Raw genomic sequence first — 15,022 nt, 5'->3', positions numbered from 1 at the left:
AAGCCACCCGTCACAGCTGTCAAAGCTGGCACAGTTGCAAGGGTCGGCTGCCTCAGCCTCGACCCCGGGTTCGCCCAACAAGGCTTCGCACCGCCCCTCCGGCTGGCTGCTTTGTGCGGCCGGTCTGTTGGCGATGACGCTCGCAGCCTGCTCCTCGGACCCGAAAGATGATCCGAACTCGCAAGCCAATTTGGACAAATTGTACGCAGAGGCCAAGGAAGACATGGCCTCGGGCAGTTTTGACCGCGCGATCAAGACACTGGAAAAGGTCGAGGGACGCGCCGCAGGCACCTTGCTCGGCCAGCAAGCGCAGCTCGATTTGGCCTGGGCCTACCACCGCTCAGGCGAGCGTGCGCAGGCTGTCACCACGCTGGAGCGTTTCATCAAACTCAACCCCTCCAGCCCGGCGCTGGACTATGCGATCTACATGAAGGGCCTGGTCAACTTCAATGAAGATCTGGGCCTGTTTGGTCGCATCGCAAGCCAGGACATTTCGGAGCGCGATCAACAAGCCGCCCGCGATGCCTTGCTCGCTTTCCGGCAGGTGATCGAGCAGTTCCCCGACTCCAAGTACGCGCCCGACTCACGCGTCCGGGTGGACTACATCACCAATACCTTGGCCAAATACGAAGTACATGTCGCACGCTATTACTTCAACCGCGGCGCCTATGTCGCAGCGGCCAATCGGGCGCAGCGCGCGGTGCAGGAATTCCAGACCGCACCTGCCGTTGAAGAAGCGCTCTATCTGATGACCCAGAGCTACGACAAGCTCGGCCTGCGCCCACTGCGCGATGACGCCCAACGGGTCTTGCAACAGAGTTTTCCGAACGGCATCTACGCCACCGGCGGCGCCAATGCCGACAAGGCCTGGTGGAAACTTTGGTGAACGCCGGCAACTGAGAGCTGCCAGCTGACTTAAAAGCGCGTGTTCAACACGCGCTTTTTTTTGGCCTGATCTAGCCCTAGCTTCGCTCCTCGGCCAGCAGGGTCAACCACGCCAGCGCCTCGGCCTCTTCGGCCAAGCGTGTCATGGGCGGCAGCGCCTCACGCAAACGCCGACCGTAGTTCATGCCCGCCATACGCGGGTCACAAACAACCAGCAAACCCTTGTCTTGCTCGGTGCGAATCAGACGCCCGCCGCCTTGCTTGAGCGCAATCGCGGCCTCGGCAATGAAGTAATGTGCAAAGGCATTGCGCCCGGCCGCCTCCAGCCGTTTGACCCGCGCTTCAACCAGCGGATCATTGGGTGGCGGGAACGGCAATTTATCGATCAACACGCATTGCAGCGTGTCGCCGGGCACGTCGATGCCCTCCCAAAAACTGGCCGATCCGACCAAGACCGCACGCGGATCATCGATGAACTGCTGCAAGAGCACGCGCTTGGGTGCGGCACCTTGCTGCAAAACCATCAAGCTGTCACCACCGGCTTCGAACTCGCGGCGCAAGCCGTCACCAATGTTTTGCAATGCGCGCAAAGTGGTCGTTAGCACAAATGTCCGCCCACCCAAGGCTCTTGCGCAGCGGGCCGCCAAAGCGGCGACCTCGGCGCCGTGCTCGGGCTCACTCGGCTTGGGGAAGTTGCGCGGGATGTAGAGCCTGGCGTTGTCCGTGTAGTTGAACGGACTGCCAACCCGCAGCACGGTCGCATCATCCAGCCCGGCCGGCTCGGTGAACCAAGTGAGGCGCTCGTCGTCCCCGAGCGTGGCCGAGGTGAAGATCCAGGCCTTGGGCGCTCGAGCCAATTGCTCAATCATCGCTTCGCGAATGTCCAAGGGCGACTCGATCAAGCGAGCCTGATGGGGCGTCAGGTCTATCCAGCGCACATCAGCCGCCTCGGGTTCGGAGGCGAAAACCTCGGCCAAAGAGCGCAACTCAACCGCGCGCTCGTGTAAGCGCACAAAGTCGGGCGAGCTGTCCATGACTGACGCCAGCATCTCGATGGCCAACTCGGCCGCTGCGCTGACGTCGGCCAGCGCTACATCAAAGCCCGGCCGGCCGGCGCGCTCGACCCAAGCGAGCTTGAGCATGCCGCGGACTTCGCGGCCATTGGCCGCCAAGGGTCCCGCGCAAACCAAGCGTAACTCACGCGCCGCGCGCTCGACGCGCAACTGCAAGCCCTGCCAATCCTGCAAGCCACGTGCTTGGGCAAGCCCCAGGCCCAGAACATCACGGCCGAAATCGAGCAACTGTGCCGTGCCCAACATCTGACCCAGAAACTGCACACCGGCCTCAGCCAGTTGGTGCGCCTCGTCAAACACCGCCAGGTCAACGCTGGGCAAGAGCTCGGCCACACCGGTGTCGCGCAAGGTCATGTCGGCGAAGAACAGATGGTGATTGACGACCACCACATCGGCCTCCATCGCCTCGCGCCGCGCTTTCACCACATAGCAAGCACGAAACTCCGGGCACTCGCTGCCCAGGCAATTTTCGCGTGTGGAACTCACGAGCGGAATCACCGGCGAGCGCTCGTCCATGCCGTCCATTTCGGCCAAGTCGCCGCTCTTGGTTTGCTGCGCCCAGATCTCGATCCTTGAGAGCGCCATGACCGCGCGCCGATCCGGCAGTTCGCTGCTGTAGCGTGCCTGGTTCATGCGGTGAATGCACAGATAGCTGCTGCGCCCTTTCAGCAGCGCAATTCGCACCGGCATCTGCAAGGCCTCGCACAGGCGCGGCAGATCGCGCATAAAGAGTTGGTCCTGCAAATTCTTGGTCGCAGTGCTAATCAAGGCGCGCCCGCCCGACAGCAGCGCCGGCACCAGGTACGCAAAGGTCTTGCCGACGCCGGTGCCGGCCTCCACCACCAAGGTTTCGCGGCGAGCAATCGCGCGGGCGACCGCCTGACTCATCGCCAGTTGCTGTTCGCGCGGCTTGTAGCCGGCATCACTGCGCGCCAGCGGCCCACCCTCATCAAAGGCGGCGGCTACCCATTGCTCCAACTCGCTGACGGCGGGCGTTTGCACCTCCTCCTCGGGCTCGTGGATGGCATCGCCAAAGGCCTCATCAAAGGAGTCGTCTAGCGTGGGCGGGGAAGGTCGCGTCAAAGCAGCGTCAAATCAAACGAAATCAAAAGAAGGAACTCGTCAAGCCAGCTCATCGGGATCGCAAGCCTGCTCAATGCGCACGATCAAGTCACGCAGGCCGAGACGGCGCTTTTTCAGGCGCCGCAAACTCAACTCATCCAAAGGCTGCTCCAAAGCCACACGGTCTATCAAAACATCCAAATCGGCATGCTCCATGCGCAATTCGATCAGACGTCGCGACAGAGAGTGAAGTTGTTCATCCATAAGGGCCCGGCTAGGCAGATGTGCAGTTGATTAGCGATTATAGTTTTGAGGAACTTCAGGCCTCGCCATGACTCGCACCCTCCCGGGCTTTCGCCTGAGCGCCGCCACCGGTACCCACCGGGGCGACCGTCAATACCAACAAGACCAAGTCGAGGTGATCCTCCACCCTCACAACAGCGCCTGCCTGCTCGCGGTCGTCGCTGACGGCATGGGGGGCAAAAGCGGCGGGCGAAAAGCTGCCGACCAGGTATTGCTGACCAGCCAGCAATTGTTCGAGCGTTTCGTACCCGGCCAGGAGTCAGAGGAAGAATTGCTCAAGCAAATCCTCTCCGAGGCCCACCTGATGATCAAGCTGACCGCCCTATCGGCCGAGGAGGAGCCGCACAGCACTCTTGCAGCCTTCATGATCACGGCGGATCGGCGCTGCCACTGGATTCACTCCGGCGACTCGCGCATCTATCTGTTCCGCGGCCCCAATCTGCTCAAGCGCACGCTTGACCATTCATTTGTGCAGGGTCTGGTTGATAAAGGCGAAATCACTGAGGCCGAGGCTTCGGTGCATCCACAGTCGAATCTGCTGACCGGCTGCCTGGGCACCGTGCAAGACCCCGTCGGCAGCAGCGAGTGTATTGAGGGGCTCGAGGATGGCGACACGCTTGTGTGCTGCAGCGATGGTCTCTGGCACTTCTTCACGCCCAGCGAATTGGGTGTCGTGCTGCACACCCTGCCGCCACGCGAGGCGGCGGAGTTGCTGATCAGCAAAGCTAGGCAACGCGCCCGTGGCGGCGGCGACAACTTATCGCTGGCAATCGTGCGGGTTCAGGCGCTGAGCTGATCAACGTTTGATTGGGGGCGGCGCGCTGGACGCGGCCTCGATCTCGGCGGCGCTGGGGATTGGCAAGGCTATCGGTTGCTTCTTGCCCTTGAGCTTCTCGTCCCTGAGCACTTGCCGCCGTTCAGCGGCCTTTTGCCTGGCCTCTTGCTCCGCCAAATAATCAGCCTTTTGCAGCTGCCGACGCTGCGCCGCTTCACGCTCAAGCGCCTGCTTGGCCTGCTGCGTCGTGGCCGGGCTTTGTGCACCGGGCTTGGCCGGGCTTGCTGCTTTGGCCTTGGCGGCAGGCGGTGCGGGTGCGACTTGCGGCGCCAAGAGCTGCTCGGTTCGGTGGCGCCCTTCGGCAGCAGCAAATTCACGCTCGCGCTCGGCCACGCGCACGCGCTGTGCCTCTGCCCGCGCACGCCGCTCATTGGCGTCCAGCACCGCTTCGCGGTCTTGCAGGGGCTTCAAGCCGGCACTGCGGCGCAGCTTGGCATCATCTAGGCAGGCGTTGACGAAAAAGCGGCCTGCGCATCTTTCACTCTCAGCCTTGAACTGCGCTTCGATGACGGCGCGTTGCTCGTTCAGTGTGATCAGCTCGGCGCGATCATCCTGGGCCGCCGCCGATCCCATCAGCAAAAAGAACGCCCATGATGAATAGCCGCGCATAAGTCGGTGGCCCATCACGTCAAGCTGGTGTCGACATCGCGTCGCGCCAGCGCCAAATATTCGGACGACTGCATCTCCTGCAAACGCGAAACGGTGCGCGGAAACTCATGCGCCAAAGGCCCTTCGGTATAGAGCGCCTCGGGCGCCACGGCAGCCGACATCACCAGCTTGACCCGCCTGTCATAGAGCACGTCGATCAGCCAAGTGAAGCGGCGCGCCTCGCTTGACAAACGCGGCGGCATCTCCGGCACATTGCTGAGAAGAAGCGTGTGAAACTGGGTCGCCAACTCCAGGTAGTCGTTCTGCGAGCGCGGCCCGCCGCATAGGGTGGAGAAATCAAACCACACCACCCCGCCGGCGCGGCGCCTAGCGCGCAGCAGCCGCTGCTCGATATGCAGATCGGGGTCTTCGTCGCGCGCCTCGGCTAAGGCCTCAAACGCCGTGTTCAAGGCCTTGTCGGCCGTCTCGTCGAGGGGGCAGTGATACAGCTCCACCTGATCGAGCGTGCGGCTGCGGTAATCGAAGCCGTTGTCGACATTGATGACTTCGAGTTTCTCGTTGAGCAGCGCGATCGCCGGCAAGATGCGGTCGCGGTGCAGGCCGTTGGGATAGAGCCCATCCGGCATGAAGTTGGAGGTCGTGACGATGCTGACGCGATTGCGGAACAGAGCGTCCAGCAAGCGATGCAGAATCATCGCGTCGGTCACATCCGACACATGGAATTCATCAAAGCAGATCAGCCGGAAGCGCTTGGCGATACGTTTGCCCAATTCATCCAGTGGGTCCGCAATGCCCTTAAGTTCATGCAACTCGCGGTGCACCTCACGCATGAACTCATGGAAGTGCAGCCGGGTCTTGCGCGTCAGCGGCACGGCCTGGAAAAAGCAGTCCATCAGAAAGCTTTTTCCCCGCCCGACGCCGCCGTACATATAGACGCCGCGTGGCAAGGGCGGGCGCACCAGCATTTTGGTCACGACATTGCCGCGACGAGCCTTGTAATCGGCCCATTCGTTCTGGCAGCGCTGCAAAGCAGCGACCGCACGCAGCTGCGCCGGGTCGGCTTTGAAGCCGCGTTCGGCGAGGGTCTGCTGGTAAAGCTCGGTAACGGTGGTCTCGGAGGACGTCATGCCTAATTTCCAATGAAAAGGGGCGACACCCGCCGCCCCTTCTCGTTCAACACATCAAACTCGAATCAGAAATTCAGCGTGCGCTTGTCAACCGCCAGCGCCGCCTCTTTGGTCGCTTCGGACAGCGATGGATGGGCGTGGCAGATGCGGGCGATGTCCTCGGCCGAAGCCTTGAACTCCATCGCCACGACGGCCTCCGAGATCAGCTCGGAAGCGAAAGGGCCGATGATGTGCACACCCAGGATTTCGTCGGTCGTGGCATCGGCAAGGAACTTGACGAAACCATTGGTGTCACCCAAAGCACGCGCGCGGCCATTGGCCATGAAGGGGAACTGCCCCGCTTTGTAGGCCACGCCGTCTGCTTTGAGCTGCTGCTCGGTGCGGCCCACCCAGGCAATCTCGGGGCTGGTGTAGATCACCCAAGGGATGGTGTTGAAGTTGACATGGCCGTGTTGGCCGGCAATACGCTCGGCCACGGCAACGCCCTCTTCTTCGGCCTTGTGCGCCAGCATCGGGCCACGCACCACATCACCGACTGCCCAGACATTGGCCAGATTGGTTTTGCAGTCACCGTCCACCTCGATGGCGCCGCGCTCGTCCAGCTTCAGGCCAACAGCCTCAGCATTCAGACCGATGGTGTTGGCGACACGGCCGATCGAGATGATCAGCTTGTCGAACTCGGCCTTCTGCTCGGCGCCCTTGGCGTCCGTGTAGGAAACGCTAACGCTCTTCTTGCTCGCCTTGACCTCGCCGATCTTGACGCCCAGCTCAATCTTGAGGCCTTGCTTCTTGAACAGCTTGGCGGCTTCCTTGGCCACGCCTTCGTCGACCGCGCCGAGGAAGGTCGGCAGACCTTCCAAGACCGTCACGTCGGCGCCCAGACGACGCCAGACCGAACCCATCTCCAGGCCGATCACGCCGGAGCCGATAACGCCCAACTTCTTCGGCACCGCGCCGATGCGCAGCGCGCCATCGTTGGAGAGAATCATCTCTTCATCGAAAGCCGCACCCGGCAACTGACGGGCATTCGAGCCAGTGGCCAGAATCACATGCTTGGCCAGCACAGTTTCCTCGCCGGCCTTGAGCTCATACAAGCCGTCCTTGGCGCCGACAAAAGAGCCGCGACCGTGGAAGAAGGTGACCTTGTTCTTCTTGAACAGATACAAGATACCGTCGTTGTTCTGCTTGACGACCATGTCCTTGCGCGCCAGCATCTTGGCCACGTCCATCTTGACGTTGTCGGCCGAAATACCGTGCTCGGCAAAGTGATGGTTGGCGTGGTCGAAATGCTCGGAGGACTGCAGCAGCGCCTTGGAAGGAATGCAGCCCACATTGGTGCAAGTGCCGCCGGGCGCAGGGCCGCCCTTCTCGTTCTTCCACTCATCAACGCAGGCCACATTAAAGCCGAGTTGCGCCGCGCGGATCGCCGCGATATAGCCGCCGGGGCCGCCGCCGATGACGAGGACGTCGAATTGTTTGGTGGTCATAGGTGTTCCTGAAATCTCTGTGAGGTCGCCAAGGCGTAGCGAGCGGCCTCAGGGCAAGGCGCGGGTGCCGACCGACCGGAACGTAGCGGCGCTACGTGAGGATCGGGAGGACGGGACCCGCAACGCTGCCATGAGGTCGCGCAGTAGCCGTTTAGATGTCAAACAGCAAACGGCTTGGATCTTCCAGCGCATCCTTCATCGTGACCAAGCCCAAGACGGCTTCGCGGCCGTCAATGATGCGGTGGTCATAAGACATGGCCAGGTAGTTGATCGGGCGCACCACCACTTGACCATTCTCGACCACGGCGCGGTCCTTGGTCGCATGCACGCCCAGAATGGCCGACTGAGGCGGGTTGATGATGGGGGTCGACAGCATCGAGCCGAAGGTGCCGCCGTTGGAGATCGAGAAGGTGCCGCCGGTCAGATCGTCCAGCGAGATCTTGCCTTCCTTGGCCTTCTGGCCGAACTCGGCGATCTTCTTCTCGATGTCGGCAAAGCTCATCTGGTCCGCATTGCGGATCACCGGCACGACCAAGCCGCGCGGCGAGCCGACAGCGATGCCGATGTCGAAATAGCCGTGATAGACGATGTCATTGCCGTCCACCGAGGCGTTCAGGACCGGGAACTTCTTCAAGGCGGCGACCGCGGCCTTGACGAAGAAGCTCATGAAGCCGAGCTTGACGCCATGCTCTTTCTCGAACTTTTCCTGGAACTTCTTGCGCATCTCCATCAGCGGCGCCATGTTCACTTCGTTGAACGTGGTCAGGATGGCGTTGGTGGCTTGCGATTGCAGCAGGCGCTCGGCCACGCGCGCGCGCAGGCGGCTCATGGGCACGCGCTGCTCGGGGCGATCGCCCAAGTTGATGGCGGCAGGCGCTGCCACGGCCGGCAGCGGCTTGGCCACAGCTGCAGCTACGGCAACGGCCACCGGTGCAGGCACCGCAGTCTTGGCGGCCAACACATCACCCTTGGTGACGCGGCCATCCTTGCCGGTGCCGGCAACGGCGCTGGCGCTCATGCCGGCTTCGGCCAGCAGCTTGGCAGCGGCGGGCATGGCGACGTCGCCCTTGCCGGCGGCTACAGCAGCCACAGCAGCAGGAGCAGCAGCAACTGGGGCGGCGGCAGCGGCAGGAGCGGCGGCGCCGGCCTTGCCTTCGGAGTCGATGCGTGCAATGACTTCTTCGCTGACGACGCTGGAGCCGTCATTGCGGACGATTTCGGCCATCACGCCGGCGCTAGGCGCTGGCACTTCCAACACGACCTTATCGGTCTCGATTTCAACCAGGATTTCGTCAATGGCGACGGCTTCGCCGGGCTTCTTCTTCCAGGTCAGCAAGGTACCGTCAGCGACGGATTCGGACAGCTGGGGGACTTTGACTTCTACGATGGCCATGATTTTGTCTTTCGTGTTTTTTGTATACATCCGGCTGTTGAGCGGCTCTATGAGTCCGCTCCAACAGCCGGAGCTATGACGGCGCCACAGGCGACCGGCATAGCCTTACTTGGTGAGGATGAAGCCCTTGAGCTTGCCGAAGGCCTGATCCAGCAGCGCCTTTTGCTGCTCCTGATGCAGGTGCGCATAACCGCAGGCCGGCGAAGCCGAGGCCGGGCGACCGGCGTAGCCAAGCTTCTGGCCATCGACCATGTTCTCGTGCACATAGTGCTGGACAAAGAACCATGAGCCCTGGTTTTGCGGCTCATCCTGGCACCAGACGATCTCGGCCAAGTTGGGGTACTTCTTCAGCTCAGCGGCAAAGGCCTTGTGCGGGAAGGGGTAGAGCTGCTCAACGCGAATCAAAGCAACGTCCGTCGCCTTGCGGTCGGCGCGTGACTTGACCAGGTCGTAATAGACCTTGCCCGAGCAAGCGACCACGCGCTTGACCTTGGCTGCGTCGATCGTGGTGTCGCGCTCACCGATGACGGTCTTGAAATCACCCTTGGTGAATTCGGTGATCGGCGAAGTCGCGTCCTTGTTGCGCAGCAGCGACTTGGGCGTCAAGATGATCAGCGGCTTGCGGAACATGCGCAGTTGCTGGCGACGCAAAACATGGAAGATCTGCGAGGCCGAAGTCGGCTGCACGATCTGCATATTGTTGTCGGCGGCCAATTGCATGAAGCGCTCCAAGCGGGCCGAGCTGTGCTCAGGACCTTGGCCTTCATAGCCATGCGGCAACATCAAGGTCAGGCCGTTGGAGCGGCCCCACTTGACTTCACCGGAGGCGATGAACTGGTCGATCACGACTTGCGCGCCATTGACGAAGTCGCCGAACTGGGCTTCCCAGATCGTCAAGGTGACGGGGTCGGCCGAAGCGTAACCGTACTCAAAGCCTAGCACCGCTTCTTCGGACAAGAGCGAGTCGATGACGACAAACGGCGCCTGACCTTCGCCTACGTTTTGCAGCGGCACATAGGTGCCCGAATCCCACTTCTCGCGATTCTGGTCGTGCAGCACGGCGTGACGGTGCACAAAAGTGCCACGGCCGCAATCTTCGCCCGACAAACGCACCGGGTAGCCGCTGGCCACCAGCGACGCGAAAGCCATGTGCTCGCCCATGCCCCAGTCGACATTGATCTCGCCGCGGCCCATTGCGGCGCGATCAGCCAAGACCTTCTCGACCAGCGAGTGCACCTTGAAGGTCTCGGGCACCGTGGTGATGCGCTCGGCCAGACGCTTGAACTCAGCCATAGGCAGCGCGGTGTCGCAGCTGTCGGTCCACTTCTTGCCCAGGTACGGTGACCAGTCGGTCGCGTACTTACTCTTGAAGTTGGTCAGGACCGGGTCAACCGTGTGACGGCCTTCGTCCATCGCAGCGCGGTAGGCCTTGAACATATCGTCCGGGCCGCTCGCGGTCAGCACGCCTTGGGCGATCAGCTTGTCGCCGTAGAGCTTGCGGGTACCGGGATGTTGAGCAATCTTCTTGTACATCAGCGGCTGTGTCAGCGCCGGTGTATCTTGCTCGTTATGGCCCAGCTTGCGGTAGCAGATGATGTCAACGACAACATCTTTCTTGAACTGCTGGCGATACTCCAGCGCCAGCTGCGTACACAGCACCACGGCTTCTGGATCATCGGCGTTCACGTGCAAGACCGGCGCCTCGATCATCTTGACGACGTCGGTGCAATACAGCGTTGAGCGGCTGTCGCGTGGGTCGGAAGTGGTGAAACCGATCTGGTTGTTGATGACGATGTGCACCGTGCCGCCGGTGTAATAACCGCGCGTTTGTGCCAGCGCCAGCGTTTCCATCACGACGCCCTGACCGGCAAAAGCCGCGTCGCCGTGCACCAGCACCGGCAACACTTGCGCGCCGGTCTTGTCGCCACGGCGGTCCATACGGGCCTTGACCGAACCCTCGACCACCGGGTTGACGATCTCCAGGTGCGACGGGTTGAAGGACAGCGTCAGGTGAATCGGGCCGCCGGGGCTGGTCACATCGCTGGAGAAGCCTTGGTGGTACTTGACGTCACCGGCGGGCAGGTCTTCAGGGGCCTTGTGCTCGAACTCGTCGAACAAGTCCTTAGGCATCTTGCCCAGCGTGTTGACCAGCACATTGAGGCGGCCACGGTGGGCCATGCCGATGACGATTTCTTGCACGCCGGACGCACCGCCACCTTGCACCAACTCGTCCATCGCCGCGATGAAGCTCTCGCCGCCTTCGAGCGAGAAGCGCTTCTGGCCGACGTACTTGGTGTGCAGGTAACGCTCCAGTCCTTCGGCGGCGGTCAGACGGCCGAGGATATGCTTCTTCTTCTCGGGCGTGAAACTGGGCTTGGAGCGGATCGCTTCCAAGCGCTCTTGCCACCAGCGCTTCTCGGTCTGGTCGGTGGTGTGCATGTACTCGGCGCCGATTGAGCCGCAGTAGGTTTCACGCAAAGCCTGCACGATCTGACGCAAGGTCATGTTCTCGGCCGTGGAGAAATAGGTGTTCGTGGCGCTGAACGGGATGTCCATATCGGACTCGGTCAGGTCATAGAACGATGTTTCCAGTTCCGGAATGCGCGGGCGCTCGGTGCGCTGCAGCGGATCCAGATCGGCCCAGCGCGAACCGACATTGCGGTAGGCGGCAATCAGCGACTGCACATGGACCTGCTTGCGGGCGACGGCCAGATCGGCGCTGGAGGCCTTGTTGCCGAAGGCGTTGGCCTTGGCGCGTTGCGCGAAGGATTCGATCACCGGTGCATGCGCAACATCCCGGGCATCGCTGCCGTCGGTGGCGGGCACATGCTGGAGCGCATCAAAATAGGTGCGCCAGGTGTCGGACACCGAGGCCGGGTTGTCGAGGTAGGCCTCGTACATCTCTTCTACATAGGGCGCATTGCCCCCGAACAGGTAGGAATTGGACCTGTGTTGCTGCATCATCTCGCTCACCTCTAACCCGGCTTCCGGGAATCTGGCTGGTTAAAAAAAACCTTCCGCGGCACGGCTCTACCGGTTGGCGGATTGCGACCCACCGAAGCTGTTGCCAGCCAAGGGGACGGGAAGGACCATTAGTCTCAAGGGGCGGACTTTATCACCGTTGCTGCTGATGACAATGCAAAGTCAAGGCCTCGGACTCCAGCCCTTATCGGTAAATAGTCTCAGCATCTGAAGCCTGTCATGCCAATTCAAGCCAGAGCGCGGTTTTCCAAGCGGCCAATGCAAACGTTTGCGAAGTCGCCCCGCTTGCCCTAGACTTGCGGCCGAACGCCCTGCCCCGCGATTGAATGGCTCGGCGTCGGGACACACAGGAGATCCCATGCAAGTACAGGTTGTCGACTACCGGGCCGCCGATGCGGCCGAGCAATTCACCCGCTCGCTGCACGAGACTGGCTTCGGCGTCCTCGTCAATCACCCGATTCAGCAAGCACTGGTCGAAAAAATCTATGCCGATTGGCTAAGCTTTTTCAACTCCAATGAAAAACAGCAGTTCGCTTTTTCAAAGGAAACGCAGGATGGATACTTCTCCACCGACACGTCGGAGACCGCCAAGGGCGCAGCGCTGAAGGACATCAAGGAGTACTTCCACTACTACCCCTGGGGCAGGGCGCCGTCGGAATTGCGGGCGCAGGCTCAGGCCTACTTCGAGCAGGCCAATGGTCTGGCGCAAGAACTCTTGTCTTGGGTCGAGCGCTTTACCCCGGCAGAGATTGCCCAACATTACCGCGAGCCGCTGTCCGACATGATCAAGGACAGCAAGCTGACCCTTTTGCGCGTGCTGCGCTACCCGCCTCTGACGGGCCAAGAGCCGGCGGGCGCCTTGCGGGCGGCAGCGCATGGCGACATCAATCTGCTGACGATTCTGCCGGCAGCCAATGAGCCTGGTTTGCAGGTGCAGGGACGAGACGGCGCCTGGTTCGACGTGCCCTGCGATTTCGGCATGCTGATCATCAATATCGGCGACATGCTGGAAGAAGCCTCACAAGGCTATTACCCCTCCACCCAGCACCGCGTGGTCAACCCCAGCGGCGAAGGCGCCAAGCGCAGCCGCATTTCCCTGCCGCTGTTCCTGCATCCGCGCAACGAGGTGGTGCTGTCCGACCGCTACACCGCAGACGAGTATTTGCAAGAGCGGCTGCGCGAACTCGGCGTCAAGACCTGAGCCCAGAGCGCTACAGTGGACGGATGCCTGAGCAGCCACATCAAGTCATTCATATCCACCCGGCCGCCCCACCCAAGCCGGCCGAAGGCGCGCCTTGCAATGGCTGCGGCGTTTGCTGCCTGAGTGCGCCCTGCCCGATCGGCATGCTGGTCAGCCGACGCTTGCGCGGAGCCTGCAGCGCCTTGCAATGGTCAGACTCCGAACGGCGTTATGTCTGCGGCATGCTGATTGCGCCGCTGCAGGTACTGGGTTGGCGCGGTGCCGCGACGGGCCGTTTGTCCATGCTGCTGACTCGAATCAGCGCGCGCTGGATCGCGGCCGGCATCGGTTGTGACTCGAACCTGCAAGTTAGCGGCCAGCCGCAACTCGGGCAAGCCACTAGAGTCGAAGGCGAATCAGAGGGCTAGCATCACTCCCATTCATAACTTATGAGTGGAATCAAGATGCTTAAGTTCAAACTGAAGTCTTTGGCCGCGACGGCGGTAGCGCTTGGCTTGGCTGCCAGCACAGCGCATGCCGTACCGCTGCGCTGGGCCGCTCAGAATGACATCCAGACGCTGGACCCTCATTCGCAGAACCACGCGACCACCAATGGCATCAATGCCTATGCCTACGAAGGACTGACGCGTTACAACGAAAAATTCCAGCCCGAGCCCTCACTGGCGACCAAGTGGACCGCTATCAGCCCAACGCAAATTCGTTTTGATCTGCGCCGCGGCGTTAAGTTTCACGACGGCACGCCCTTCACTGCCGACGATGTGGTGTTCTCCTTCGGCCGCATCAAGCAGCCGCAGGCCAATAACCAGATTTTTGTGGCCGGCATCAAGGAGATCAAAAAGGTCGATGACTACACGGTCGACCTGATACTCGACGGCCCTAGCCCGGTGCTGCTGCGCAACCTGACCGACTTCCGCATCATGAGCAAGGCTTGGGCGGAGAAGAATAAATCAGTCAATCCGCAGGACTACAAGGCCAAGGAAGACACTTTTGCTTCCCGCAATGCGATGGGCACCGGACCCTACAAAATCACGAGCTGGCAGCCCGATCAAAAGATCAGCATGGTCGCCAACAAGGATTGGTGGGACACCAACAAGGGCAATGTGACCGAGATCAGTTATACGCCGATCAAGAGCGACGCCACCCGCGTGGCGGCCCTGCTGAGCGGTGATGTGGACCTGCTGACCGATCTGCCGACGCAGGATGTGGCCAAACTCAAGGCCGACCCCAAGCTCAAGGTGCTGGACGGCCTCGAGAATCGCACCATTTTCTTCGCCATGGACGAGGGCAGCGACGAGTTGCGCGGCGCCAGCGTCAAGGGCAAGAACCCGTTCAAGGACAAACGCGTGCGTGAAGCGATGAGCACCGCCATCGACCGCGAAGCCATCAAGCGCAGCCTGATGCGCGGCCTGTCCATGCCGGCCGGCATCATGGTGGCGCCCGGCGTCAACGGCAACACGCCCGACATCGACGTGCCGCCCAAGGTCGACCTTGAGAAGGCCAAGAAGCTGATGGCCGAAGCCGGCTATCCGGATGGTTTTGAAGTGCCGCTGAACTGCCCGAATGACCGCTACGTCAACGACGAAGAAATCTGCCAGGCCGTGGTGGCGATGTGGGCCAAGATCGGCATCAAGGCCAAATTGAGCGCGCTGCCCATGTCCCAGCATTCGGTGCTCTTGCAGAAGATGGAGTCCCCGCTCTACCTCTACGGCTGGGGCGTGACGACTTTTGACGCCCAATACACCTTGCAAGACGTGATCCACAGTCGCACGACCGGCGTCGACGGCAAAGGCAACTACTCACGCGTCAGCGACGCCAAGGTGGACGCCTTGGTGCAAGCGATGAAGACGGAGACCGATATCACCAAGCGCAACGCCATGATCCGAGAGGCTCTTTTGCGCGTGCGCGACGAGTACTTGTTCATTCCCGTGCACCACCAAGTGCGCCCCTGGGCGATGCGCAGCAATGTCGAAACCCTGCACCGGGCGGACGACAAACCACAGGCTCGCTTCACCACGCTGAAGTAACCCGACGCTTCAATGCAATTTCCAGAAACCACCCCTGCGGT

The 15,022-nt window shown here is 61.4% G+C and carries 12 protein-coding genes; 5 read left to right on the top strand and 7 right to left on the bottom strand.

All coding sequences use genetic code 11. The features are described from left to right. Positions 1-106: 106 nt before the first annotated feature. Positions 107-886 (top strand): outer membrane protein assembly factor BamD, encoded by a 780-nt coding sequence (locus tag PRZ03_RS04000; RefSeq protein WP_263532286.1) that lies wholly within the window; start codon positions 107-109, stop codon positions 884-886. Positions 887-962: 76 nt separating this feature from the next. On the opposite strand, the gene PRZ03_RS03995 is transcribed toward PRZ03_RS04000, so the two are convergent. Both PRZ03_RS03995 and PRZ03_RS03990 read right to left on the bottom strand, forming a co-directional pair. Further along, entirely contained in the window at positions 963-2,960 is a 1,998-nt protein-coding gene (locus PRZ03_RS03995; protein ID WP_273599343.1) for an ATP-dependent DNA helicase, read from the bottom strand. A gap of 120 nt (positions 2,961-3,080) precedes the next feature. Continuing rightward, entirely contained in the window at positions 3,081-3,284 is a 204-nt protein-coding gene (locus PRZ03_RS03990) for a YdcH family protein (protein ID WP_263531917.1), read from the bottom strand. 67 nt (positions 3,285-3,351) lie between these two features. Here PRZ03_RS03990 and PRZ03_RS03985 point away from each other — a divergent pair, with 67 nt between their 5' ends. Further along, positions 3,352-4,119: a PP2C family protein-serine/threonine phosphatase gene (locus tag PRZ03_RS03985; RefSeq protein WP_273599135.1), complete on the top strand. Its 768-nt coding sequence runs from the start codon at positions 3,352-3,354 to the stop codon at positions 4,117-4,119. On the opposite strand, the gene PRZ03_RS03980 is transcribed toward PRZ03_RS03985, so the two are convergent. From PRZ03_RS03980 to PRZ03_RS03960, 5 genes are all read right to left on the bottom strand, one after another. Further along, positions 4,120-4,782 carry a hypothetical protein gene (locus PRZ03_RS03980; RefSeq protein WP_273599134.1) on the bottom strand — a complete coding sequence of 221 codons (663 nt, stop codon included), beginning with the start codon at positions 4,780-4,782 and terminating at the stop codon, positions 4,120-4,122. Next, positions 4,782-5,894 (bottom strand): cell division protein ZapE, encoded by a 1,113-nt coding sequence (gene zapE / locus PRZ03_RS03975; RefSeq protein WP_273599133.1) that lies wholly within the window; start codon positions 5,892-5,894, stop codon positions 4,782-4,784. The genes PRZ03_RS03980 and zapE overlap by 1 nt, the downstream gene beginning before the upstream one ends. A 65-nt stretch (positions 5,895-5,959) precedes the next feature. Continuing rightward, positions 5,960-7,381, bottom strand: coding sequence for a dihydrolipoyl dehydrogenase (gene lpdA, locus PRZ03_RS03970; RefSeq protein WP_273599132.1), 1,422 nt, complete (start codon positions 7,379-7,381; stop codon positions 5,960-5,962). Between the two features lie 151 nt (positions 7,382-7,532). Beyond that, complete coding sequence (gene odhB, locus PRZ03_RS03965; RefSeq protein WP_273599131.1) at positions 7,533-8,774, bottom strand: 2-oxoglutarate dehydrogenase complex dihydrolipoyllysine-residue succinyltransferase; 1,242 nt, start codon at positions 8,772-8,774, stop codon at positions 7,533-7,535. A 105-nt stretch (positions 8,775-8,879) separates the two neighbouring features. Further along, positions 8,880-11,738, bottom strand: a complete 2,859-nt coding sequence (locus PRZ03_RS03960) for a 2-oxoglutarate dehydrogenase E1 component (protein ID WP_273599130.1) — start codon at positions 11,736-11,738, stop codon at positions 8,880-8,882. Positions 11,739-12,114: 376 nt separating this feature from the next. Here PRZ03_RS03960 and PRZ03_RS03955 point away from each other — a divergent pair, with 376 nt between their 5' ends. From PRZ03_RS03955 to PRZ03_RS03945, 3 genes are read left to right on the top strand one after another with little or no spacing between them, the layout of a single operon-like run. Continuing rightward, positions 12,115-12,957, top strand: a complete 843-nt coding sequence (locus PRZ03_RS03955; protein WP_263531910.1) for an isopenicillin N synthase family dioxygenase — start codon at positions 12,115-12,117, stop codon at positions 12,955-12,957. 23 nt (positions 12,958-12,980) lie between these two features. After that, positions 12,981-13,364, top strand: coding sequence for a hypothetical protein (locus tag PRZ03_RS03950; protein ID WP_273599129.1), 384 nt, complete (start codon positions 12,981-12,983; stop codon positions 13,362-13,364). 36 nt (positions 13,365-13,400) lie between these two features. Then, entirely contained in the window at positions 13,401-14,981 is a 1,581-nt protein-coding gene (locus PRZ03_RS03945; protein WP_273599128.1) for an ABC transporter substrate-binding protein, read from the top strand. Positions 14,982-15,022 lie beyond the last annotated feature (41 nt).

Origin of the sequence: Roseateles albus (assembly GCF_028595345.1) — a bacterium.
Taxonomy (GTDB): Bacteria; Pseudomonadota; Gammaproteobacteria; order Burkholderiales; family Burkholderiaceae_C; genus Paucibacter_A; species Paucibacter_A albus.
Note: the sequence above shows the minus strand (reverse complement) of the source record. Positions and strands in the feature narration are given on the sequence as shown.

Bases quoted from the DNA above. Each gene is read 5' to 3' on its own strand.
- PRZ03_RS03950 (WP_273599129.1), top strand. From the start codon at position 12,981: ATGCCTGAGCAGCCACATCAAGTCATTCATATCCACCCGGCCGCCCCA.
- odhB (WP_273599131.1), bottom strand. From the start codon at position 8,774: ATGGCCATCGTAGAAGTCAAAGTCCCCCAGCTGTCCGAATCCGTCGCT.
- PRZ03_RS03985 (WP_273599135.1), top strand. From the start codon at position 3,352: ATGACTCGCACCCTCCCGGGCTTTCGCCTGAGCGCCGCCACCGGTACC.
- PRZ03_RS03990 (WP_263531917.1), bottom strand. From the start codon at position 3,284: ATGGATGAACAACTTCACTCTCTGTCGCGACGTCTGATCGAATTGCGC.
- PRZ03_RS03960 (WP_273599130.1), bottom strand. From the start codon at position 11,738: ATGATGCAGCAACACAGGTCCAATTCCTACCTGTTCGGGGGCAATGCG.
- lpdA (WP_273599132.1), bottom strand. From the start codon at position 7,381: ATGACCACCAAACAATTCGACGTCCTCGTCATCGGCGGCGGCCCCGGC.
- PRZ03_RS03945 (WP_273599128.1), top strand. From the start codon at position 13,401: ATGCTTAAGTTCAAACTGAAGTCTTTGGCCGCGACGGCGGTAGCGCTT.
- zapE (WP_273599133.1), bottom strand. From the start codon at position 5,894: ATGACGTCCTCCGAGACCACCGTTACCGAGCTTTACCAGCAGACCCTC.
- PRZ03_RS03955 (WP_263531910.1), top strand. From the start codon at position 12,115: ATGCAAGTACAGGTTGTCGACTACCGGGCCGCCGATGCGGCCGAGCAA.
- PRZ03_RS03980 (WP_273599134.1), bottom strand. From the start codon at position 4,782: ATGGGCCACCGACTTATGCGCGGCTATTCATCATGGGCGTTCTTTTTG.